The sequence below is a fragment of the Streptomyces sp. NPDC002054 genome (genome assembly GCF_040296685.1).
Taxonomy (GTDB): Bacteria; Actinomycetota; Actinomycetes; order Streptomycetales; family Streptomycetaceae; genus Streptomyces.
Genome location: NZ_JBEOXT010000002.1, coordinates 118224 through 140695, shown reverse-complemented (window position 1 = coordinate 140695; position 22472 = coordinate 118224). Strand labels below are relative to the sequence as shown.

Below are 22472 nucleotides of genomic sequence, written 5' to 3'. Positions count from 1 at the left end.
CCCTCATGACCGTCGCCCTCGTCCTCTACACCTCCGACCTGCGGGTGCACGACCACCCGCCGCTGCGCGCGGCCCTCGCCTCGGCGGACCGGGTGGTGCCCCTGTTCGTACGCGACCGCCGCATCGAGGCGGCCGGGTTCGCGGTCCCCAACCGGCGGGCCTTCCTCGCCGACTGCCTGGCCGGCCTCGATGCCGGACTGCGCGCCCGGGGCGGCCGGCTGGTCCTGCGGTCCGGGGACCCGGTCGCGCAGGTGTGCGCGGTTGCCCGGGAGACCGGCGCCGCCGAGGTCCACCTGGCCGCCGGAGTGAGCGGCTACGCCCAGGCCCGCGAGGCCCGGCTGCGGGAGGCCCTGGAACGGGAGGGCCTGCGGCTGTCCGTGCACGACGCGGTCGTCACCGCTGTCGCCCCCGGTGCGGCGGTCCCGGCCGGCTCGGACCACTTCGCCGTGTTCACCCCGTACTTCCGCCGCTGGAACGGGCTGCCGCCCCGGCCGGTCCTGGGCGCACCGCGCAGCGTCCCGGTGCCCGACGGGCTCGGCTCCGAGCCCCTGCCCGCGCGCAGCGCCGTCGCCGGGGTCTCGCCGGGCCTGGCCCGCGGCGGCGAACCCGAGGGCCGGGCCCTGCTGACCCGCTGGCTGCGCCGGGGCCTTGGGGCGTACGAGCGGAGCCACGACGACCTGGCCGGCGATGCCACCTCCCGGCTCTCCCCGCACCTGCACTTCGGCACCGTCTCGGCCGCCGAGATCGTCCGGCGGGCCCGCGCGGCCGGCGGTCCCGGCGCCGAGGCCTTCGTACGCCAGGTCTGCTGGCGGGACTTCCACCACCAGGTGCTCGCCGCCCGCCCCGACGCGGCGACCGAGGACTACCGGACCCGCCACGACCGGTGGCGCACCGAGCGGGACGCGGCGGAGGAGATCCGGGCCTGGCAGGAAGGCCGCACCGGCTACCCGGTCATCGATGCGGCCATGCGCCAGCTGCGCCACGAAGGCTGGATGCACAACCGGGCCAGGCTGCTGGCGGCGAGCTTCCTCACCAAGACGCTCTATGTGGACTGGCGGATCGGTGCCGCGCACTTCCTCGACCTGCTGGTCGACGGAGACCTCGCCGACAACCAGCTCAACTGGCAGTGGGTCGCGGGCACCGGAACCGACACCCGGCCCAACCGGGTGCTCAACCCGACGGCCCAGGCCCGCCGCCACGACCCGACGGGCGCCTATGTGCACCGCTGGGTGCCCGAACTCGCCGGACTGCCCGCGCCGGACGTCCACCGGCCGTGGCGGCTCACCGGACCCGAGCGGGCCCGGTTCGACTACCCGGACCCGGTGGTGGACCTGGCCGACGGCCTCGGCCGGTTCCGACAGGCCCGCGGCATCACCTGAGCCGCCGCCCATGAGCCGCCGTCCCTGAGACGCCGCCCCCCCCCGCATGGTGCCGGCCCACACCCTTCCGCACCGGACTGTGGGGTTCTGCACCATGGGATGTCCGGCCGGAGGTCTCTAGCGTTCCGGCCATGACGAGCCAATTCAAGGCCCCCGGCGGTGTGGACCTGTCAGGGCGCACCGCCATGGTGACCGGCGGCGGCAGCGGGATCGGCCGGGCCTGCGTACGGGCGCTGGCGGAGGCCGGGGCCCTGGTGCACGTGGTCGACCGCGATGCCGAGGCGGCGAAGGAGGTCGCCCGGGACACCGGCGGCCGGGCGCATGCGGTGGACCTCGCCGACGCCGAGGCGGTCCGCGGACTCCCCGGTGCCATGGACATCCTGGTCAACAACGCCGGACTGCAACACGTCGCGGCCATCGAGGACTTCCCGCCGGAGCGCTTCGAGCTGATCCAGAAGGTGATGGTCACCGCCCCGTTCCTGCTGCTCCGGCAGTGCCTGCCGCACATGTACGCGCAGGGTTGGGGCCGCGTGGTGAACGTCTCCAGCGTGCACGGCCTCCGGGCGAGCGCCTTCAAGTCCGCCTATGTCGCCGCCAAGCACGCCTTGGAGGGGCTGAGCAAGGTCGCGGCCGTCGAAGGCGCCCCGCACGGCGTGACCAGCAACTGCATCAGCCCCGGCTACGTCCGGACCCCGCTGGTCGAGCACCAGATCGGTGCGCAGGCCGCGGCGCACGGGATCGCAGCCGAGGACGTGGTCACGGACATCCTCCTCAAACGCTCCGCGATCAAGCGGCTGATCGAGCCGGAGGAGGTCGCGGCGGCAGCCGTGTGGCTGTGCGGCCCGCACACCGGATACCTCACCGGGGCATCGATCCCCCTCGACGGCGGCTGGGGCGCGCACTGAGTTCCACCGGGGACGACCCTCTGCCGAGGTGCGGCGGCGCGGCGATACTGAAGCTAGGCGCCCGCTGAGTGTTCCGTTCGGCAGGTCGAAGGGTGGTAGCGATGGACGTACCGGCGCCGGGGTTGGGCGAGGCGCCCGAGGACCCGTTCGCGCTGCACAACTCGGCCTCGGCGGTAGTGGACGACCACGGCAGGGTCGTCGGCTGGAGCGAGCGCGCACAGGAGCACCTCGGCTACCCGCTCGAGGAGGTGCTGGGCCGGGCAGCTATCGAATTCCTGTTCGACGCCCGCGATCGTGAGGCGGTCATGGAGGCAGTGGCCGCGTGCGAGCGCGACCGGGGCTGGTCCGGTGTCCTGCCCGTCCTGCACCGCAACGGGCGACGGGTGGAGCTGGGCTTCCGCGCCCGCGCCGTCCTCCGCGCCGACTCGGCCCGTGAGTGGCTTCTCGTCGTCGCCCCGGCGGAGGAGGTGCGCCAGTGGGAGACGGATCGGTCGGTCCTGGACGGTCTGTTCCGGCGCTCCCCGATCGGTCTGTCCGTCCACGCCGCCGATCTGAGCATCCTGCGGATCAACCGGGCACTGGCCCGGTACACGCACCTTCCCGCGGAGGAGGTCCGGGGCCGAGGCATCGGCGACTTCCTCATCGGTCCGGACGTGGAGATCATCGAGACCCGGCTGCGACGCGTGCTGGAGACGGGCGAACCCCTGATCTTCACCGAGCAGCCCTGCCGCCTGAGGAACGACCCCGACCACGAGCGGGTGGTGTCGGTGTCGGCGTTCCGGATGGAGGACCCCGCTGCCGGGATCCTCGGAGTCACCCAACTGGTGGAGGACGTCACCGACCGCTACCGGGCCCGGCGGCGGCTTGCCCTGCTCAACCGGACGAGCGCCCGCATTGGGACCACGCTGGACCTCGGCCGGACCACCTGGGAGCTGGCCGACGTCGCCGTCCCCGACCTCGCCGACGCCGTCTCGGTGGATCTGCTGGAGCCGGTGGCCCGGGGCGAAGAGACCGCCGAGGGGGCGGGCGGACCGGTCCGCAGGATGGCCGTCCACTCGGTCATACCAGAGGCACTGCAGGTGATGTACTCCGCCGGAGAGGTCTTCCGCTACGACCCTCGCACCCCGCAGGCCAGGTGCCTGGCCGAACAGCAGCCCATCCTCGAACCGGTGCTCGAGAGCAGCCCCGGCTGGTACTTCCAGGATCCGGAGCGCACCCGGCGCGCCTTCGGCCTGGGCGCCCACTCACTGATCGTCGTACCGCTGACGGCCCGCGGTGTGCTCCTCGGCCTGCTCAGCCTGTGGCGGGGCGAGCGGCCCGAACCGTTCGAGGAGGACGACCTCACGCTCGCCGAGGAATTCGCCGCGCGCGCCGCCCTGTGCATCGACAACGCCCGCCGCTACACCCAGCAGCACCAGGCTGCGCTGACACTGCAGCGCAGCCTGCTGCCGCGGGAGTTGCCCGAACACAGCGCGGTCGAGGTCGCGCACCGCTATCTGCCGGCCGATCCCGCCACCGGCGTCGGCGGCGACTGGTTCGATGTCATCCCGCTCTCCGGAGCCCGGGTCGCCCTCGTCGTCGGCGATGTCGTCGGCCATGGACTGCACGCAGCGGCCACCATGGGCCGGCTGCGCACAGCCGTGCACACCCTGGCCGGCCTCGACTACGCTCCGGACGAGGTCCTCTCCCACCTGGACGACCTGGTCAACCGCCTGGCAGACGAGCAGGAGCCTGCCGACGGATGCTCGCAGGGCCAGCAGATCGTCGGCGCGACCTGCCTCTACGCGGTCTACGATCCCACCTCCCGGCGCTGCACCCTGGCCCGAGCGGGCCACGTGCCCCCCGCCGTGGTGACCGCCGACGGCACGGTGAGCCTGCCCGAGCTCCCCGAGGGGCCGCCGCTGGGTCTGGGCGGACTCCCGTTCGAGTCCGCCGAACTGGAACTCGCCGAGGGAAGCCTGCTGGTGCTGTACACGGACGGCCTGATCGAGGCCCGTGGCCACGACCTCGACGAGGGCTTCTCGCGGCTGCGAGAAGCCCTGTCCCGGCCCGGCCGCTCGCTGGAGGAGACCTGCACGGCGGTGCAGGACGCCCTGCTGCCGGAGCACCCGCCGGATGACGTCGCACTGCTCCTGGCCCGCACCCGCGTGTTGGCGCCGGAGCAGGTCGCCTCCTGGGAACTGCCCGCAGAGCCGACCGCCGCCGCCCGGGCCCGGGACCTGACGGAGGCCACACTGACCAAGTGGGGCATGGAAGAGATGGCCTTCACCGCCGAACTGGTCGTCAGCGAACTGGTCACCAACGGCTACCGGTACGGCGGCGGCGCGCCGGTGACCCTGCGGCTCATCCGCGACCGCAGCCTGATCTGCGAAGTCTCCGACAGCAGCAGCACCGCTCCGCACCTACGGCGGGCACGCACCACCGACGAGGGCGGGCGCGGCCTCTTCCTGGTCGCCCAGCTCACCGAACGGTGGGGAACCCGCTACACCCGGGACGGCAAGACCGTCTGGACGGAGTTCCCGCTGGCCACAGCGGCGGAGGGATCACCAGGGGACCTGCTGGTAGTCCTTGAGGAGGACGCCGTGGACGGGTGAGCCGGCCGTCAGGCGCTTTTTCCAGCCTGGACCCCGCCCCCGGCGAAGCAGCGCACGGCAAGGATGGCGATGTCGTCGTCGAGCCTTCCGCCGCTGTAGTGGAGCAGGGCCCGGTGAAGCCGGTCGAGTAGTTCGCGGGGCGGCGTCGGGCTCTGCTCGCGCATCCACTCCGGCAGCGCGAAGAACTCGCCCTCACGGTCCCTGGTCTCCGTGACACCGTCCGTGTACAGCAGCAGCTGGTCGCCCGGAGCGAAGATGAGGGTGTCGACGCAGTAGTGGTCTCCGATGAGCGATGCGAGGTTGAGGGGCGGAGAGGGGGTGGTGGGCTCCACGACGCGGATCTCGCCGCGGCGCACGAGCAGGGGTGGGGGATGCCCGCAGTTGAGGATTTTGACGTGGCCTCCGCCATGCGGGATCTCGGCGACAACAGCGGTCGCAAAGCGCTCCGGCAGGTCCAGCGCGGGGAATGCAGCGCTGTGGCGGGAGATGCTGGCCTCCAGGCGATGGACCACGCCCCTCAGATCGGGCTCGTCGTACACGGCCTCCCTGAAGCTGTTGATCACCGCTGAGGCCGCCCCTACCGCGGACAGGCCTTTGCCGCGCACATCGCCGATGAGCAGCCGGACCCCGAATGGTGTGCCCACCGCCTCGTAGAAGTCTCCGCCGATCCGGGCCTGCTCGTGGGCCGCCAGATACAGCGACTCGATCTCGACATTCTCGATGCGGGGCGGCAGCGGGCGCAGCAGTACTTTCTGGGCCGCGTCGGCGATGAGCCGGATGTCGAGGAGCGCCTTCTCGCGTTGGAGCCGGACATGGCTTGCGTAAGCGGCGGCCAAGGTGACCGCGATGATGGCCGCCGCCGTGTAGGGCGTCCCCAGGTCGGTGTAGGCGAAGCTCAGGCCGATCATGATCAGCAGGCAGATCGTCCCCAGCAAGATCGTGGGGAGCACGGGCCACATCGCGGCAGCGAGGGCAGGTGCGGCAGGCAGGAGGCGGCTGAAGGCGATCTCCCTCGGTGTGGAGAACGCCAGGACGGCGATGATGACGGTAACGATCACCGGTGACAGCAGGGCTGCGTCCCACCGGTGTACACGGAGAGGGCGACGGCGCCCCGACCGTCCTGACCTGATCACGTAATGCATCATATCGGGGCAAAAGGAGCTTGGGCTGTGGAGGGCGCCGGGAGGCTGGGCCTCCGGCGGTGTGGTGGCCCGGCACACAATTGGCTGCCTGATTGTGATGACCGCCCACATATACCGCTGACCAGCGGACTTCTACGTTGTGCCGACACGGAACGTCCCCCGCTGACCCCCGGAAGTGGTGCACATGGTCTCCCCAGCAATGGCTACGCCGGCCCCGTCGGGCATCCGGAGAATCGTCGCCGCGAGCCTGATCGGCACCACCATCGAGTGGTACGACTTCTTCCTCTACGGCTCGGCCGCCGCCCTGGTGTTCAACAAGCTGTTCTTCCCGTCCAGCGACCCGCTCGTCGGCACCCTGCTCGCCTTCCTCACCTACGCCGTCGGCTTCGCCGCCCGCCCGCTCGGCGGCATCGTCTTCGGCCACTACGGCGACAAGATCGGCCGCAAGAAGCTGCTGGTGCTCAGCCTGGTCCTGATGGGCGGCGCCACCTTCGCCATGGGCCTGCTGCCCACCCACGCCTCCATCGGCGTCGGCGCCCCGATCCTGCTCACCCTGCTCCGCCTGATCCAGGGCTTCGCCCTCGGCGGCGAATGGGGCGGTGCCGTCCTGCTGGTCTCCGAGCACGGCAGCGACCAGCGCCGCGGGTTCTGGGCCTCCTGGCCCCAGGCCGGTGCGCCCGGCGGCAATCTCCTGGCCACCGGCGTCCTGGCGCTCCTCGCCGCCGTCCAGTCGGACGAGGCCTTCCTCGCCTGGGGCTGGCGGATCCCCTTCCTGCTGTCCGGCCTGCTGGTGGTCATCGGGCTGTGGATCCGCATCTCCGTCACCGAATCCCCGGTCTTCCTCGAGGCGCAGCGCAAGGCGGCGGCCGGGGCGACGGAGACGGGGATCAAAGAGCAGCCGCCGGTGGTGGAGGTCTTCCGGACCGGCTGGCGCCAGGTCCTGACGGCCATCGGCACCCGGCTCGGCGAGAACGTCTCCTACTACATCCTCACCGCCTTCCTGCTGGTCTACGTCTCCGTGCACCTGGAGCTGCCCAAGAGCGACGCGCTGAACGCCGTCCTCATCGGCTCCGCCGTCCACTTCGTCACCATCCCGCTGTGGGGAGCGCTCTCCGACCGGATCGGCCGGCGGCCGGTGACGCTCATCGGGGCGGTCGGCATGGTCGGCTGGGCGTTCGCCTTCTTCGCCCTCCTGGACACGAAGTCGTTCCCGGTCATCGCCCTCGCGGTCACCGTCGGGCTGCTGCTGCACGGGGCCATGTACGGGCCGCAGGCGGCCTTCATCTCGGAGATGTTCGACACCAGGGTCCGCTACTCGGGCGCCTCCATGGGCTCCCAGCTCGCCTCCATCATCGGTGGCGCGCTCGCCCCGATCGTCGCCGTGGAGCTCCTCAAGGTCTACGGCTCCTCGACCCCCGTCTCCTGCTACCTCGCCTTCACCGCGGCGGTCACGGTGCTGACGGTCTGGGCGGCCCGCGAGACCAGGGGCCGTGACCTGGCCCGGGACGCCCAGACCGCAGGGCTCCGGGAGGCCCGGAGCACCGCGGCGGAGCCGCCCCTGACGGCGCCGGCCGTCAGCCGCCGAACCGGGCCGTGATGCGCTGGAGCGGGACGAACTTGAAGTTCTGGTTGCCGCTGGTGCCGGGGGATCCGTTGGAGCCGTCCTGGCAGATGAACACGCCGTTCGGGAAGGCCGGGCCGAGGTTGGCGGCGGTGGCGTCGATACCGTCGGTGTCCTCGCAGTCGTCGGCAGCGGTGCCGTTCGAGACCGAGAACCTGCCGAGGTAGCCGCCCGAGGCGCGGTCGTAGACGGTGAAGTCGTTGCTGCCCTGGGAGGAGACGTAGATCCGGTTCCCGGCGGCGGTGATGCCTTCGGTGTCGGCGGTGATGTGCCCGCCGGATCCGGTGGAGTCCAGCCGGGTGCGGCTCGTGCCCGCGCCCGGTTCGGCTCCGTAGACCCACACGCCGGTGTCCTCCTCGCCGAGGTAGAGCTTGCCGGAGGTCTCGTCGGCGTAGCAGCCCTCGACGGCCGAGCCGGCGTCCCACAGGCGCACCGAGGTGGCCGTCACGGAGTCGCCGCTGACCGCGAGCTCCCACTGCTCGACGCGGCCGGAGGTGGAGTTCGGGAACGCGTACAGCTTCCCCGAGACCGGGGAGGTGTAGAGGCAGATGCCGTGGGCGGTGACCTCGGTGGGGATGTCCTTGAGCCGCTTGAGCTGCCGGGTCGCGGGGTCGATGCGGTAGACGTGCATCGCTCCGTTGCCGCCGGCGGCCTCGTCGTCCGCCGAGACGACGATGTTGCCGCGCAGGTCGACGTTGTTGCCGTAGTCGCCGCTGATCCGCTGGATCCGGGCGCCGGACATGTCGTAGACCTCCAGCGCACCCTTCTTGTCGGTGCCGACCACGACGGACCTGGCGGGGTCGGTCGGGTGAACCCATATTGCCGGGTCGTCGGCGGCATCCCCGCTGTGCGAGACCGGAGCCGTCTCCACGGTCGCGGTGACGGAGACGGCCGCTGCGTGCGCGGGGGCGGCCGGCAGGGCCAGGACGCCGGCGGCCAGAACGGCGGCGGCGGGCAGGGCGGCTGCGCGGACGGAAACGGTGAGCGACACCGGGAATTCCCCTCGGTCGGGTGACGTACAGGTCGGGTGACGGACAGAGGGAGGGTAGAGAGGCCCGGCGAGCACGGCGTGAACGGCAGTTGGCTGCCACGGGCCGCCCTGTTCACATGATCGTCCACTCGGAGGAATCCCGCCCCCGCGCCGGTCGTGACCGTGTGTGACCGGTGGGACGCGCTGCGGGCCGGTCGGGAGCCGTGGACGCCCGGAGGTGCTACAACTGGGTTCGTGACCCTTCCTCGCCACCCGTGCCGGGCCAGCCGGTGCGGTCACTCCTAGGCATCAGGTTCAGGAGCGTCGCCGGACAGGTATTCGTCCTCCAGGTGGCGATCGTGGTGTTGCTCGCCGCCGGTGCCCTGCTGGCCCTGCTGCTCCAGTCGCGGCACGACGTCGACCGCGAGGCGCGCAACCGGTCGGTGGCCGTCGCCGAGACCTTCGCCCACTCCCTCGACATCCAGGACGCGCTGAAGTCCTCCGATCCGTCCGCGGTCCTGCAACCCCTCGCCGAAGAGACCCGCAAGGCCGCCGGGGTGGACTTCATCGTGGCGATGGACACCAAGGGCATTCGCTACTCCCACCCCCAGCCGGACCGCATCGGAAAACGGTTCGTCGGCACCATCGAGCCCTCGCTGGCCGGAAAGGTCCACACCGAGAGTGTGCAGGGGCCGCTCGGCAAGGAGATCCAGGCGGTGGTGCCGGTCACGGCGGACGACGGCCGGGTCGTCGCCCTGGTGTCGGCGGGCCTGACCGTGCAGAACGTCTCGAGTGTCGTCCAGCGCCAGCTCCCGGTCATCCTGCTGGCCATCGCGACCGGCCTGGGCCTGGCCACCGTCGGCACGGCGCTGATCAGCCGACGGCTGCGCAGACAGACCCATGGGCTCGGCACCCAGGAAATGACCCGGATGTACGAGCACCACAACGCGGTGCTCCACGCTGTCCGCGAAGGGGTGGTGATCACCGACGGCGAGGGACGGCTCCTGCTCGCGAACGACGAGGCCAAACGGCTGCTCGGGCTCCCGGAGGACGCCGACGGCCGCAACATCGGGGACGTACCGGGCCTGGACCGGCGGATGGCTGCCCTGCTGCTGTCGGGCCGGGAGGCCACCGACGAGGTGGTCGAGACCGGAGACCGGCTCCTCGTGGTCAACCAGCGGCCCACCCACCCCCGGGGCCGCCCCGAGGGCTCCGCGGTCACCATCCGCGACTCCACCGAGATGCAGGTGCTGACCAGCCGGGCGGAGACCGCCCGCAGGCGTCTCAAACTGCTGTACGACGCGGGCGGCGACATCGGCACCACCCTCGACGTGGTCCGGACGGCCGAGGAACTCGCCGCCGTGGCCGTACCCAGGTTCGCGGACTTCGTCACCGTCGACCTGGCCGATCCGGTGCTCGACGGCGACGAACCCGGCCCCGGCGTCGACATGCGCCGCACGGCGGTGAACGGCATCCGCTCCGACCACCCCCTCTACCCCCTCGGCCGGCTGATCGACTTCCTGCCCTCCACCCCCCAGGCCCGCGGTTACGGCACGGGCGAAGCGGAGCTGGTACCCGATCTGTCCGACGCACCGGGCTGGGTGGCCCAGGACCCGCCGCGCGCCCGGGCCATCGTCGACTACGGCATCCACTCCCTCATCGCGGCGCCCCTCAAGGCCCGCGGCGTCGTACTCGGAGTGGTCAATTTCTGGCGGTCGCAGAAACCCGAGCCCTTCGACGAGGACGACCTGTCGCTGGCCGTCGAACTCGTCGCCCGGGCGGCGGTCAGCATGGACAACGCCCGCCGCTACACGCGCGAACACGCACTCGCCGAGACCCTCCAGCGCAGCCTGCTGCCGCGCGCCCTGCCCGAGCAGAGCGCCATGGACGTGGCGCACTTCTACCTGCCCGCACAGTCCGGGGTGGGCGGGGACTGGTTCGACGTGATCCCGCTGCCGGGCAGCCGGGTGGCACTGGTCGTCGGCGACGTCGTCGGGCACGGCCTGCACGCCGCGGCCACCATGGGGCGACTGCGTACGGCGGTGCACAACTTCTCCTCCCTCGACCTGCCGCCCGACGAGATCCTCGCCCGCCTGGACGACCTCGTCCAGCGCATCGACCGCGACCAGGACCACGACCACGGCGGGGACGCCGAGGAGCAGGACGGCCGCGTCATCGGCGCGACCTGCCTGTACGCCGTCTACGACCCGGTCTCCCAGCACTGCACCATGGCGCGGGCCGGCCATATGCCGCCCCTGGTGGTCGCCCCCGACGGCACGACGGAGATCGTGGAGCTGCCGGCCGGGCCCCCGCTCGGGCTCGGCGGCATGCCCTTCGAAACCGCGGAGCTGTACCTGGAGGAAGGCAGCCAGCTCGTCCTGTACACGGACGGACTGGTCGAGGAGCGGACCCGGGACATCAGCGAGGGGCTGGAGCTGCTGCGCGCGGCGCTGAGCCGGCCCGGCCTGGACCCGCGCGACAGCTGCACGGCCGTGCTCGACGCCGTACTGCCGGCCCGGCCGGCCGACGACGTGGCCCTGCTCATCGCGCGGACCCGGACCCTCGGCCCGGACCGGGTCGCGCAGTGGGAGGTGCCGTTCCAGCCGGACGCGGTCGGCGCCATCAGGAACGCCGCGGCGAAGAAGCTCGACGGCTGGGGCCTGTCGGAGCTCGGCTTCGCCACGGAACTGATCCTCAGCGAACTGATCACCAACGCCCTACGGCACGGCAGCGCACCGGTGCTGGTCCGGCTGCTGTACGACCACGCCCTGACCTGCGAGGTCTGGGACGGCAGCAGCATCGCCCCGCACTTGCGGTACGCCGCCACCACGGACGAGGGCGGGCGCGGACTCTTCCTGGTGGCGCAGCTGAGCGAGCAGTGGGGAACCCGGTACACCCCGTTCGGCAAGGTCATCTGGGCGGAACAGGCGCTGCCCGGTGCCGGGTCCTCCGGCGGCGACGTGGAACCCGACCTCTCGGCCTTCCTGGACGCCGAACCCCTGTGACCCGGTCAGGGAGCCTGAACTATCCGATGGACACCACGCGGGCCCACGCGGGCGGGGAGTCCGGAGTGTAGTCGGGGTCGTCCTCGTCGTACGCCTCGTGCTGCCGGGGGAACAGCCCCACCACCGTCCGGCACGATGGCCGGGTGTCCGGCCAGCGCGTCTGCCCGTCGGTCAGGACCACGATCACATCGGGCCGGGGCCGCGCGCGGAGCGCCCTGGCGAAGCCCGTGCGCAGATCCGTCCCCCCGCCGCCCAGCAGCGGGATCCCCTCGGCCCGGCACAGCGGGTGCACCAGGTGAGCGGCCGTGTCGCACGGCAGTACGGTGACCAGGTCGCGGCGTCCTCCCACGGCCCGGGCGATCTCGGCGACCTCGTGGAGCGCGCTGCCCAGCTCGGAGTCACTGACCGACCCGGAGGTGTCGATGACCACGGAGACCCGGGGCGGCCTGCGCCGCAGGCTCGGCAGCACGGCTCCGGGCACCCCCGCCGAGCGCCGCGAGGGGCGGCCGTAGGTGTAGTCCTCGCCCACGCCGGGGCCGGAGGCGGCCGAGCGGACCGCCGCGCCCAGCAGGTCCCGCCACGGCTGGGGCGGGTGGAACACCTCCTCCGCCCACCGCTGCCAGCCCTTCGAGCTGTTCCCCGGCCGGCCGGTGATGCCCTGGGCGACCCGGAACCGCACCGCGTCCCGTTCCTGCGCACTGAGGCCGTGCGCCCCGGCCGGTCCCAGGTCCCACTCGCGCTCCAGGCCGTCGGCGCCACTGCCGCAGTCCAGCCAGACGAGGTCCTGGGTCTGCGGCCCGAGCCGGAACCGGCGCAGGTAGTCCTCCATCAGCTGCCCCGGAGGCAGCCCCAGGGTCTCCGGCCCGATCGCACCCTTGGGCCGTACCAACCCGTCACCGAACACGTCGTCGTTGATCTCGCAGTCAGCGGCGATGTTCATCCGGAGCCGGTCCCCGCGGCCGGTGAGGCCGCGTTCGCGGGCGACCCGGTCACCGCGCCCGTGATGGTCGCGCAGCAGGTGCGACACCTCGTGCACCCACACCCCGGCCAGGTCCTCCACCGGGGTCCGGTCCACGAACGCGGGCGAGGCGTAACACCGCCAGTGCCGGTCGACGGCCATCGTGTGGACCTGGCGCGACTCCACGACGTGCAGGGCGAACAGCGCCGTCGCGAGGTAGGGGCGGACCCGGGCGGCGTGCAGCCGGGCGGCGTAGAGCTTGTCGAGGTCCAGGGGCCGGGCCTGGGGTGGGTCGGGGATCACCGGCCGGCCCATGTGGTGACTCCGGCCCCGGCCGCCGCGGTCCGGCTGGCCGCCCGGTTTGCGGCCCGGTCCGCGCGCCGGGACAGGGACACCGTTCCGGCGAGCCGTTCGATCGAGGCCGGAACGTCCCAGTCCTCCCGGCGCAGCGAGGCGAGGGTGGTCGCGGGGACGACCAGCAGATCCGGGGCGCCGGTCTCCAGCGCCCGGACCAGGAGCGCCCACGCCGCATCCCAGCGGGACTTCTCCGGGCGCTTGCGGACCGCCTCGACCACACCGTCGAGTACGGCCTGCCGCAGGTCCCCGCGCTCCGGCAGGGCGGCACCCTCCGGGTCGGCGAGGAGCACCTCGGGGTCGGGGAGGTCCATCCGGTCCAGACAGGCCAGCAGCTCCAGCCCCGGACCGTCCCCGACCGTGCCCCTGACCAGCATGGACAGCACCTCCCGGGAGGAGCCGGCCGCGGTCGCGAAGGCGATCAGGCACAGGGTCGTCTCCCAGCTCCGGGGCGACGGCCAGGGGCCGCCCCGGCGGGCTTCACTGCTGGGCAGCCGGTGGACGAGTCCGGGGCGGGCGGCCAGCAGCCCGCACACCGCGCGGCGGGCGAAGGCCACGGCCGTCGGCAGTTTCTCCGGGTCGAGCCGGGGCAGGGTGGCCCGGGGCCAGGTTCCACCGAGGCCGCGTACCACGACCTCGTGGTCGTGGGCCCACTGCAGGTGGACGAACCGGTTGGCCAGGGGCGGGCTCAGCTCCCAGCCGTCGGCTGCCGAGGCCCGCGGATTGGCCGCAGCCACGATCCGTACCCCGGGCGGCAGTTGGAGAGCGCCGATCCGCCGCTCGAGCACGAGGCGGAGCAGGGCGGCCTGAACGGCCGGGGCGGCGGTGGACAGTTCGTCCAGGAACAGCAGTCCGCGGCCGGCCCGTACCAGCCGCACCGCCCAGTCCGGCGGGGCCATTGGGACACCCTGCTCGGCGGGATCGTCTCCGACGATGGGCAGCCCGGAGAAATCGGACGGCTCGTGGACGCTGGCGATGACGGTGGTCAGGGGCAGGTCAAGGGACGCGGCGAGCTGGGTCAGCGCCGCGGTCTTGCCGATTCCCGGCTCACCCCACAGGAGTACGGGGAGGTCGGCGGCCACGGCCAGCGTCAGGGCCTCGAGCTGGATGTCGGGACGCGGTTCGGTGGTGGTGTCGCGCAGCAGGGCCAACAGCTCGCCGGCGACGTCCAGTTGGGAGGTGGTGTGAGCAAGCATGAGTGATCACCTATGGGTTGGTGGTGAGAAGAAGTGAGAAGAGGGGAGTGGAGGCCCCGGGTCAGGGCGCGATCGCGCGGCGCCGGCGCGAGCGTTCGTGGCCGGGACGGTCCGGACACGGGTGCAGGCGGCCCGGACCGGGTCCGACCAGGCCCGCCCGAAACAGTCCGTACGTGATCCGCCGCCGCGCGGCGGCCTCCAGTTCGTCCCGCAGCGCGCCGTTGCGCAGCAGGGCGTCGGGGCCCAGCAGGCCCTCGACGACCGCCAGCGCACCGGAGATATCGCCGTGGTGCAGGCGTTCGCGGACGTCGGCCAGGCTCTCCGGCCGGCGGTGCGCCTCGTCGATCAGCCGGAGGCAGGGGAGGGGGGTGCCGGACAGGGCGGCCAGCAGTTCCTCCCGGCGGATCTCCGCCGGATCGTGGTCCAGCGGGGCCAGTACCCCGTCGACCAGGGCGATCCGGTGCCGGGCTCCCCGGCAGTCCACCAGGCGCGGTTCCCCGGGCCGGTCCGGGGTCCGGTCCGCCGCCCCGGCCGGCACATGATCCGGTACCAGTGCCGGGGCGACCAGCGGATGCAGCCGGTCGGCGCCGATCGCACCGGTACGGATCAGTTCCAGGTCGGGCAGCACCCAGGTCGCCGCGTCGGGCAGCACCGGCAGCGCACGGTCGCCCCCGTCCGGGGGCGCGGCCGAGAGCCGCACCTCGTCCCCGGCCAGGTCGAGCAGCAGCCGGTTGCGGGCTCCGATCCGTACGGTGACGGTACCGGTACCGGTGGTCCGGCCCTCGGCGCGGAGCAGGATCCCCGCCTCGGCCGCCCACCGGTCAACGGCACAGCCGAGCCCCGGTGGTACCGGTGCCGCTACCGACACCGGCACCGCAGGCGGCCGATCGGCCCCGGACCGGATCCGCAGCTCCCCGGACCTGCGCGCGTCCCACAGGTGGCGGTGCAGGTCGAGGCGGAACCGCCGGTCGGGATGGGGGTGCGGGTGACGGCGGGCGGAGGCCTCGGAGTGGGATCCGTCCCACAGCGCGAGGCTGATCCGCTGACCGGCATCCGCCCAGGCGGGCGGGGTCCGGACCACCAGGTGCACCGGGCGTACGCCGGTACGCCCCGCAGCCTCGTACCGGGCCAGCGCGACGGTCAGTCCCGGGCGCAGCAGCCCGTCGGGAGCGATCCTCGGCAGGTGCCAGCGCAGCAGGTCGGGTGCCAGATGGCGGAGGTCGGCCCGGACCCGGTCCGCCAGCTCCCGGCCGTGGGTACGGGCGACGGAACGAAGGTCGAGGTCGACATCGATACCTGCGGCGGCGCATGCCCCCGCCCAGTCCCCGACGGTACGGCGGGCGGTCGCAGTCTCGATCATGGACGGCGGCACGGCGTACTCGCGCACGCGCAGCCAGAAAGAAGGGCGGGAATCCCCGTTCGCGGTCTGAGTGAGCATCAGCACTCACCTTGCGCGGACAGGACCCCCGATCTGTTCGTGGAGTAAGTCGTCATCGTGGGGGAGCCTAAGCCACCCCACTCCGCTCTGCCAGATCTTTTCCGTCAGTGCCGTCTGTGCCGTCAGTCCTCGGCGAGGACGATCAGCGAGTCCGCCTCGGTGAACCGGACCGTCTGCCGCTTGTCGGGGTTGATCCGCACCCCGTAGTCGGGGCCGGTGGCCGCCCGCGCGCCCAGCCGGTAGCCGACGGCGCAGGCGCCGCGGCGCCGGGCCGCCTCGACGGCGGTGGCGAAGGTGACCTCACGGCCGACCCGGAGGTAGTCCGCGACCGGTTTCAGATAGAGCTCGTTGCCCTCCGCGCGGAACAGTTCCTCGAACACGTCGGCGAGGTAGGGGCTTTCCGAGATCTGGGTCATCAGGAGGCTGATCAGCCGGCCGCTCACGATGAAGTCGGCGCCCCCGCGGGCCGGTGCGAGCAGCCGGTTGCCGTCGTCGGACATCTCGGTGGTGACCGCGATGTCCCGGTCCGTGGCCTCCCCGATGGCCCGCAGGTGCAGGAGCGTGACCAGCGTCCGGTCGTCCGTCGAGGACTCCTCGGTGTGCTCACCGATGACGATCACGCTGTCGTACGAGGGCACGTCCAGCTTGGCCAGCACCGCCGGATCGGTGATGTCCCCGCCGTGGAAGGCCACTTCGAGGTGGCGCCGGGACGCTGCGAGGTCCAGGGCGCCGTGCGGTGCCGCGTTCTCGTCGAGGGCGACGACGTCCAGGGTGCTTCCGGGGCCGACGTACTGGTCCAGCTGGTCCACGACGAGCGGCGCGCGGCGGTTCCAGCCGAGCAGGAGCAGGCGTTCGGCGAGCGGGGGCCTGGGGCCGGCCGTGACGATCGCCCCCTCGTCGACGCAGCCGGCCACGTCCTCCCGTACGACCGTGTCGTCGTCCCGGGAGATGACGATGATCCGGTCGTCCGCCCCGATCGGAGTGCCCGGGTCCGGGTTGAGCACGACCCGGCCGTCGGCGTGCAGCAGTCCGACCACCGAGGAGGTGGCGAAGGCCAACAGGGCCTCGCCGAAGGTGCGTCCCGCGAGCTCCTGCGCGTCGGTCGGGTAGAACTCGTCGTCGGCGAAGTCCAGGAGCTCCTGGTACACGAGGGAGAGGCCGGGCTGGCGGGCGGTCTGGACGAGGAGCCGGGCGACGATGTCGTCGACGCACAGGACGTGCCCGCCGGGTCCGGCGGCCAGGCCGGCGGTCAGGTGGTTGCGGGCGTCACGGACGGCGGCGACCACCACGGCACCGCAGGGTTTCGGGACGGCTGCGCCGAGGGCGAGCAGGGTCTTCACCACATGGGCGTCACCGGCTTCCTCGGCGGCAGGCCCACCGGCGGGCCAACCGGCAGGCTCGCCGGCAGCCCCCTCGCCGGGCAGGACCAGCACGGCCTGTGCCGTCTGCGGACTCACCCGGCAGAGCTCCGCGGGATCGGTGGTGCTGCCGTTGCGGCAGATGATCCGGGTCCTGCCGCGGTCCCGGTCGGTGATGCGGGTGGAGATCTCGTCCTCCATCTCCACTTTGTCCTTCGGGGCGAGGACGGCGATGGCCGACCGCCGCCGGTTGGAGTGGGCGGCCACCAACTCCCCGATCACCGGGAAGACCTGGTCGGACCAGCCCAGGACGACGATGTGCCCTGCTTCCAGCACGGTGGAGTGGCCGAGGCGCAGCGACATGATCCGCCGGTTGATGCCGGTGGTGATCAGACTGACCAGGGTGGACACGAAGAGCAGGGCGACCAGCGCGAGCGAGACGGAGGCGAGCACATGGAGGGGTGATCCGAGCGCACCCCCGATCTTGAGGGTCTGCCCGACACTGGCCCACACGGCCGCCAGCCGCCCGGAGAGGGTGGCGGGGGCCGAGGGGTCGGACCAGACGAGAACCGTGCTCGCCGGGACCACGACGACAAGGCAGGCCAGGGCGAACCAGCCGATGAGTGCGGCGGTTCCGCCCGCCACCAGATTGTCGAACCGGTACCGAAGCCGCAGGCGGAGTGACGTCGTGTGGTGCTGCGCCACGCAAGCTCCCGAGCATGAGACGCGCCAGTCGGACGGCTGCCCGCCGCCCTCGGCCTCACCCTAGGGAATCCCGGCGGCTTTCCGGCCGACAGGAACCGCGACCTCACCCGGAGGTATGAAGCCGCCGGTCGGGTCGCGTGAGCCGTGTCTCACCGGGGCGGTGGCGCTTGTCTATGCAACGAGTTGCATAGAAAGATTCGGGGCATGGCGCTCGAGCACGCGATCCTCGTCTCCCTGCTGGAGCAGCCGGGGTCCGGCTATGAGCTGGCCCGGCGCTTCGACCGGTCCATCGGCTACTTCTGGACCGCCACCCACCAGCAGATCTACCGCGTCCTCAAGCGGATGGAGGCCGACGGCTGGGTCGACGTACTGGACGTGCCGCAACAGGCCAGGCCGGACAAGAAGGAGTACTCCGTCGCCGAGCCCGGCCGGGCCGCCCTCGCCGCCTGGCTGCACGAGCCGATCCAGCCCGACAGCGTCCGGCACGAGCTCGCCGTGAAGATCCGCGGCGCGGCCTTCGACGATCCGGCCGCACTGATCCGCGAGGTCGAGCGGCACCACCGGGAGCACGCCGACCGGCTCACCCACTACCTCGCGGGGGAGCTGCGCGACTTCACCGGGCCGGACGCGCCCGCCGGGGCGGGTGACGCCGGGCGGGAACTCCAGCACGTGGTGCTCCGCGGCGGCATCGCCTACGAGCGCATGACGCTCGCCTGGCTCGAGGACGTGCTCGCCACTCTCCGCCGACTCGCCGCCCTCCCGACCGCCCTCGACCCGAAAGGCCCCACCCCGTGACCGAGCTGCTGTTCAACCCGCGCACCTACGACCCCGCGCACTTCGACCCCGAGACCCGCCGGCTGCTGCGTGCCACCGTCGACTGGTTCGAGGAGCGCGGCAAGCGCCGGCTGATCGAGGACTACCGCTCCCGTGCCTGGCTGGGCGACTTCCTCGCCTTCTCGGCGAAGGAGGGGCTCTTCGCGACCTTCCTGACCCCGGCCCCGGCCGCCGGCCAGGACGAGCCGGACAAGCGCTGGGACACCGCCCGGATCGCCGCCCTCAACGAGATATTCGGGTTCTACGGCCTGGACTACTGGTACGCCTGGCAGGTCACCATCCTCGGCCTCGGCCCGGTCTGGCAGAGCGACAACGCCGCCGCCCGCGACCGCGCCGCGGAACTCCTGCGTGAGGGCGAGGTGTTCGCCTTCGGCCTGTCCGAGAAGACCCACGGCGCGGACATCTACTCCACCGACATGCTGCTGGAGCCGGACGGCAACGGCGGCTTCCGCGCCACCGGTTCCAAGTACTACATCGGCAACGGCAACAAGGCCGGGCTCGTCTCCGTCTTCGGCCGTCGCACCGACATGGAGGGCCCGGACGCGTACGTCTTCTTCGCCGCCGACAGCCGCCACCCGGCGTACCACCTCGTCAAGAACGTCGTCGACTCCTCCAAGTACGTCAGCGAGTTCCGCCTGGAGGACTATCCGGTAGCCGCCGAGGACGTCCTGCACACCGGCCGCGCCGCCTTCGACGCCGCCCTCAACACCGTCAACGTCGGCAAGTTCAACCTCTGCACCGCCTCGATCGGCATCTGCGAGCACGCGATGTACGAGGCCGTCACCCACGCGCACAACCGGATCCTCTACGGCCGCCCCGTCACCGCCTTCCCGCACGTGCGCCGCGAGCTGGCCGACGCCTACGTCCGCCTCGTCGGGATGAAGCTGTTCAGCGACCGTGCCGTGGACTACTTCCGTTCCGCCGGCCCCGACGACCGCCGCTACCTGCTCTTCAACCCGATGACGAAGATGAAGGTGACCACGGAGGGCGAGAAGGTCATCGACCTCATGTGGGACGTCATCGCGGCCAAGGGCTTCGAGAAGGACACCTACTTCGCCCAGGCGGCCGTCGAGATCCGCGGCCTGCCGAAGCTGGAGGGCACGGTCCACGTCAACCTCGCGCTGATCCTCAAGTTCATGCGCAACCACCTGCTGGAGCCGGTCGAGTACGCGCCCGTACCGACCCGCCTCGACGCGGCCGACGACGCGTTCCTGTTCCGCCAGGGGCCGGCCCGCGGGCTGGGCTCCGTACGCTTCCACGACTGGCGCACCGCCTTCGACGCGTACGCCGCCCTGCCGAACGTCGCCCGCTTCCGCGAACAGGCCGACGCCCTCTGCGAGTTCGTCAAGACCGCCGCCCCGGGTGAGGAGCAGAGCCGCGACCTCGATCTGCTTCTGGCCGTGGGCCAGCTGTTCGCCCTGGTCGTGCACGGCCAGCTGATCCTGGAGCAGGCCGAGCTGACCGCCCTGGACGAGGACGTGCTGGACGAGCTGTTCGCCGTCCTCGTACGCGACTTCTCCGCGCACGCCGTCGAGCTGCACGGCAAGGACTCCGCCACCGCCGAGCAGCAGAGCTGGGCGCTCGGCGCGGTCCGGCGCCCGGTCGTGGACGCCGACCGCGCGGCCCGCGTCTGGGCGCGCGTGGAGGCGCTGGCGGGGGCGTACGAGATGGCCCCGTAGCCGGACGGTCCCCGGGCCGGGTCCGCCGTGGGCGGACCCGGCTCGTCAGGTGTGGCGGATCAGACGCCGAACCGGTCGAGGTCGGCGACCTTGGCCCACGCGGCGACGAAGTCCTTCACGAACTTCTCCTTCGCGTCGTCGCTCGCGTAGACCTCCGCCAGGGCCCGCAGCTCGGAGTTCGAGCCGAAGACCAGGTCGGCACGGGTGCCGGTCCACTTGACCGCGCCGGTGACGTTGTCGCGGCCCTCGAAGGTGGTCTGGTCCTCGGAGACCGGGGTCCAGGTCGTGCCCAGGTCGAGCAGGTTGACGAAGAAGTCGTTCGTCAGCGAGCCGGGGGTGTCGGTGAGGACGCCCAGCTTCGAGTCCTGGTAGTTCGCACCCAGGACGCGCAGGCCGCCGACGAGGACGGTCAGCTCCGGGGCGGACAGGGACAGCAGGTTCGCCTTGTCGACCAGCAGGAACTCGGCCGGCAGGCGGTTGCCCTTGCCGAGGTAGTTGCGGAAGCCGTCGGCGACCGGCTCCAGCGCCGCGAAGGACTCGACGTCGGTCTGGTCCTGCGAGGCGTCCACGCGGCCCGGGGTGAAGGGCACCTCGACGTCGTGGCCCGCGTTCTTGGCGGCCTGCTCGACGGCGGCGGCACCGGCGAGGACGATCAGGTCGGCCAGGGAGACCTGCTTGCCACCGGACCGGGCGGCGTTGAAGGACTGCTGGACGCCCTCCAGCGTGCGCAGCACCGCGGCGAGCTGGTCGGGCTCGTTGACCTCCCAGCCCGCCTGCGGCTGGAGGCGGATCCGGGCGCCGTTGGCGCCGCCGCGCTTGTCGCTGGAGCGGAAGGAGGAGGACGCGGCCCAGGCCACGGAGACCAGCTGGGACACGGACAGGTCCGTGCCGAGGATCTGCTCCTTGAGGGCGGCGACGTCCGCGGCGTCGATCAGCTCGCCGGTACGGGCCGGCAGCGGGTCCTGCCACAGCTGGGTCTCGCCCGGGACCTCGGGGCCGAGGTAGCGGACCACCGGGCCCATGTCGCGGTGGGTCAGCTTGAACCAGGCGCGGGCGAAGGCGTCCGCGAACTGGTCCGGGTTCTCCAGGAAGCGGCGCGAGATCTGCTCGTAGGCCGGGTCGAAGCGGAGCGACAGGTCCGTGGTGAGCATCGTCGGGAGGTGCTTCTTCGACGTGTCGTACGCGTCGGGTATGACGGCCTCGGCGTCCTTGGCCACCCACTGGTGGGCGCCGGCCGGGCTCGCGGTGAGCTCGTACTCGTACCCGAAGAGGTTCTCGAAGAAGTTGTTGCTCCAGCGGGTCGGCGTCGTGGTCCAGGTGACCTCGAGGCCGCTGGTGATGGCGTCGGCACCCTTGCCGGTGCCGAAGGTGCTGCGCCAGCCCAGCCCCTGCTCGGCGAGCGGGGCGGCCTCGGGGTCGGCGCCGACGTTGTCCGCCGGGCCCGCGCCGTGGGTCTTGCCGAAGGTGTGACCGCCCGCGATCAGGGCGACCGTCTCCTCGTCGTTCATCGCCATCCGGCGGAACGTTTCGCGGATGTCGCGCGCCGCGGCGATCGGGTCCGGGTTGCCGTTCGGGCCCTCCGGGTTGACGTAGATCAGGCCCATCTGCACCGCGCCGAGCGGGTTCTCCAGCTCCCGGTCACCGGTGTAGCGCTGGTCGCCGCCGAGCCAGGTGGTCTCGGGACCCCAGTACACGTCCTCGTCGGGCTCCCAGACATCCGCGCGTCCGCCGCCGAAGCCGAAGGTCTCGAAGCCCATCGACTCCAGGGCGACATTGCCCGCGAGGATCATGAGGTCGGCCCAGGAGAGGTTCTGGCCGTACTTCTTCTTGACCGGCCACAGCAGACGGCGGGCCTTGTCGAGGTTGCCATTGTCCGGCCAGCTGTTGAGCGGGGCGAAGCGCTGCTGGCCGGCCCCGGCACCGCCGCGGCCGTCGCTGATCCGGTAGGTGCCGGCGCTGTGCCAGGCCATGCGGATCATGAACGGGCCGTAGTGGCCGAAATCGGCGGGCCACCAGTCCTGCGAGGTCGTCAGCACCTCGTGGATGTCCCGTTTCACCGCCGGGAGGTCGAGGGTGCCGAACGCCGCCGCATAGTCGAATTCCCCGCCGAGGGGGTTGGCCACGGCAGGGTTCTTGGCGAGGATCTTCAGGTTGAGCCGTTCCGGCCACCACTGGCGGTTTCCGCCGCCCTGCGTCGGGTGCGCGGCGCGCCCGTGCGGAACCGGACAGCCGCCCGCGCCCTCCGCCTTTGGATCTACGACGATTGCATCATGGTTCTCGGACATGGGAATCCTTCCGGACCTGGCGCGTCATGGTGTGGATCTATTGGATTTC

General features: G+C 72.1%; 14 protein-coding genes. 7 read left to right on the top strand and 7 right to left on the bottom strand.

All coding sequences use genetic code 11. The features are described 5' to 3' along the window. Nucleotides 1-5: 5 nt before the first annotated feature. The 3 genes from ABT123_RS02295 to ABT123_RS02285 all read left to right on the top strand — a co-directional run bounded on the left by ABT123_RS02295 (nucleotide 6) and on the right by ABT123_RS02285 (nucleotide 4878). Nucleotides 6-1379 carry a cryptochrome/photolyase family protein gene (locus ABT123_RS02295; protein WP_351308504.1) on the top strand — a complete coding sequence of 458 codons (1374 nt, stop codon included), beginning with the start codon at nucleotides 6-8 and terminating at the stop codon, nucleotides 1377-1379. Nucleotides 1380-1510: 131 nt separating this feature from the next. Continuing rightward, the gene (locus tag ABT123_RS02290; protein ID WP_351308501.1) at nucleotides 1511-2284 is read left to right on the top strand and encodes a 3-hydroxybutyrate dehydrogenase; all 774 of its coding nucleotides are present in this window, start codon (nucleotides 1511-1513) and stop codon (nucleotides 2282-2284) included. 101 nt (nucleotides 2285-2385) lie between these two features. Continuing rightward, nucleotides 2386-4878 carry a SpoIIE family protein phosphatase gene (locus ABT123_RS02285; protein ID WP_351308498.1) on the top strand — a complete coding sequence of 831 codons (2493 nt, stop codon included), beginning with the start codon at nucleotides 2386-2388 and terminating at the stop codon, nucleotides 4876-4878. A gap of 8 nt (nucleotides 4879-4886) precedes the next feature. Here ABT123_RS02285 and ABT123_RS02280 read toward each other — a convergent pair whose 3' ends face one another. Beyond that, entirely contained in the window at nucleotides 4887-6011 is a 1125-nt protein-coding gene (locus ABT123_RS02280; RefSeq protein WP_502970832.1) for a PP2C family protein-serine/threonine phosphatase, read from the bottom strand. Nucleotides 6012-6204: 193 nt separating this feature from the next. Here ABT123_RS02280 and ABT123_RS02275 point away from each other — a divergent pair, with 193 nt between their 5' ends. Next, entirely contained in the window at nucleotides 6205-7617 is a 1413-nt protein-coding gene (locus tag ABT123_RS02275) for an MFS transporter (RefSeq protein ID WP_351308492.1), read from the top strand. Here the strand turns inward: ABT123_RS02275 and ABT123_RS02270 are convergent. Then, nucleotides 7595-8632, bottom strand: a complete 1038-nt coding sequence (locus ABT123_RS02270; RefSeq protein ID WP_351308489.1) for a phytase — start codon at nucleotides 8630-8632, stop codon at nucleotides 7595-7597. The two genes, ABT123_RS02275 and ABT123_RS02270, sit on opposite strands and share 23 nt — an antisense overlap. Before the next feature lie 329 nt (nucleotides 8633-8961). Between ABT123_RS02270 and ABT123_RS02265 the strand changes: the two genes are divergently transcribed. Continuing rightward, nucleotides 8962-11616: a SpoIIE family protein phosphatase gene (locus ABT123_RS02265; RefSeq protein ID WP_351308487.1), complete on the top strand. Its 2655-nt coding sequence runs from the start codon at nucleotides 8962-8964 to the stop codon at nucleotides 11614-11616. Nucleotides 11617-11635: 19 nt separating this feature from the next. Here ABT123_RS02265 and ABT123_RS02260 read toward each other — a convergent pair whose 3' ends face one another. From ABT123_RS02260 to ABT123_RS02245, 4 genes are all read right to left on the bottom strand, one after another. Continuing rightward, the gene (locus ABT123_RS02260) at nucleotides 11636-12889 is read right to left on the bottom strand and encodes a vWA domain-containing protein (RefSeq protein ID WP_351308484.1); all 1254 of its coding nucleotides are present in this window, start codon (nucleotides 12887-12889) and stop codon (nucleotides 11636-11638) included. Further along, nucleotides 12874-14124 (bottom strand): AAA family ATPase, encoded by a 1251-nt coding sequence (locus tag ABT123_RS02255; RefSeq protein ID WP_351308481.1) that lies wholly within the window; start codon nucleotides 14122-14124, stop codon nucleotides 12874-12876. Before ABT123_RS02255 ends, ABT123_RS02260 begins: the two co-directional genes overlap by 16 nt. A gap of 61 nt (nucleotides 14125-14185) precedes the next feature. Then, nucleotides 14186-15562 (bottom strand): hypothetical protein, encoded by a 1377-nt coding sequence (locus tag ABT123_RS02250; protein WP_351308478.1) that lies wholly within the window; start codon nucleotides 15560-15562, stop codon nucleotides 14186-14188. A gap of 122 nt (nucleotides 15563-15684) precedes the next feature. Further along, nucleotides 15685-17625: a CASTOR/POLLUX-related putative ion channel gene (locus ABT123_RS02245; protein WP_351308476.1), complete on the bottom strand. Its 1941-nt coding sequence runs from the start codon at nucleotides 17623-17625 to the stop codon at nucleotides 15685-15687. Nucleotides 17626-17829: 204 nt separating this feature from the next. On the opposite strand from ABT123_RS02245, the gene ABT123_RS02240 reads away from it, so the two are divergent. Together ABT123_RS02240 and ABT123_RS02235 are read left to right on the top strand one after the other, a co-directional pair. After that, nucleotides 17830-18420, top strand: coding sequence for a PadR family transcriptional regulator (locus ABT123_RS02240; protein WP_351308473.1), 591 nt, complete (start codon nucleotides 17830-17832; stop codon nucleotides 18418-18420). After that, nucleotides 18417-20138 (top strand): acyl-CoA dehydrogenase family protein, encoded by a 1722-nt coding sequence (locus ABT123_RS02235; protein ID WP_351308470.1) that lies wholly within the window; start codon nucleotides 18417-18419, stop codon nucleotides 20136-20138. Before ABT123_RS02240 ends, ABT123_RS02235 begins: the two co-directional genes overlap by 4 nt. A 59-nt stretch (nucleotides 20139-20197) precedes the next feature. Here ABT123_RS02235 and katG read toward each other — a convergent pair whose 3' ends face one another. Continuing rightward, the gene (gene katG / locus ABT123_RS02230) at nucleotides 20198-22423 is read right to left on the bottom strand and encodes a catalase/peroxidase HPI (protein WP_351308467.1); all 2226 of its coding nucleotides are present in this window, start codon (nucleotides 22421-22423) and stop codon (nucleotides 20198-20200) included. Nucleotides 22424-22472 lie beyond the last annotated feature (49 nt).

Bases quoted from the DNA above. Each gene is read 5' to 3' on its own strand.
- ABT123_RS02285 (WP_351308498.1), top strand. From the start codon at position 2,386: ATGGACGTACCGGCGCCGGGGTTGGGCGAGGCGCCCGAGGACCCGTTC.
- ABT123_RS02255 (WP_351308481.1), bottom strand. From the start codon at position 14,124: ATGCTTGCTCACACCACCTCCCAACTGGACGTCGCCGGCGAGCTGTTG.
- ABT123_RS02250 (WP_351308478.1), bottom strand. From the start codon at position 15,562: ATGCTCACTCAGACCGCGAACGGGGATTCCCGCCCTTCTTTCTGGCTG.
- ABT123_RS02290 (WP_351308501.1), top strand. From the start codon at position 1,511: ATGACGAGCCAATTCAAGGCCCCCGGCGGTGTGGACCTGTCAGGGCGC.
- ABT123_RS02240 (WP_351308473.1), top strand. From the start codon at position 17,830: ATGGCGCTCGAGCACGCGATCCTCGTCTCCCTGCTGGAGCAGCCGGGG.
- ABT123_RS02260 (WP_351308484.1), bottom strand. From the start codon at position 12,889: ATGGGCCGGCCGGTGATCCCCGACCCACCCCAGGCCCGGCCCCTGGAC.
- ABT123_RS02275 (WP_351308492.1), top strand. From the start codon at position 6,205: ATGGTCTCCCCAGCAATGGCTACGCCGGCCCCGTCGGGCATCCGGAGA.
- katG (WP_351308467.1), bottom strand. From the start codon at position 22,423: ATGTCCGAGAACCATGATGCAATCGTCGTAGATCCAAAGGCGGAGGGC.
- ABT123_RS02295 (WP_351308504.1), top strand. From the start codon at position 6: ATGACCGTCGCCCTCGTCCTCTACACCTCCGACCTGCGGGTGCACGAC.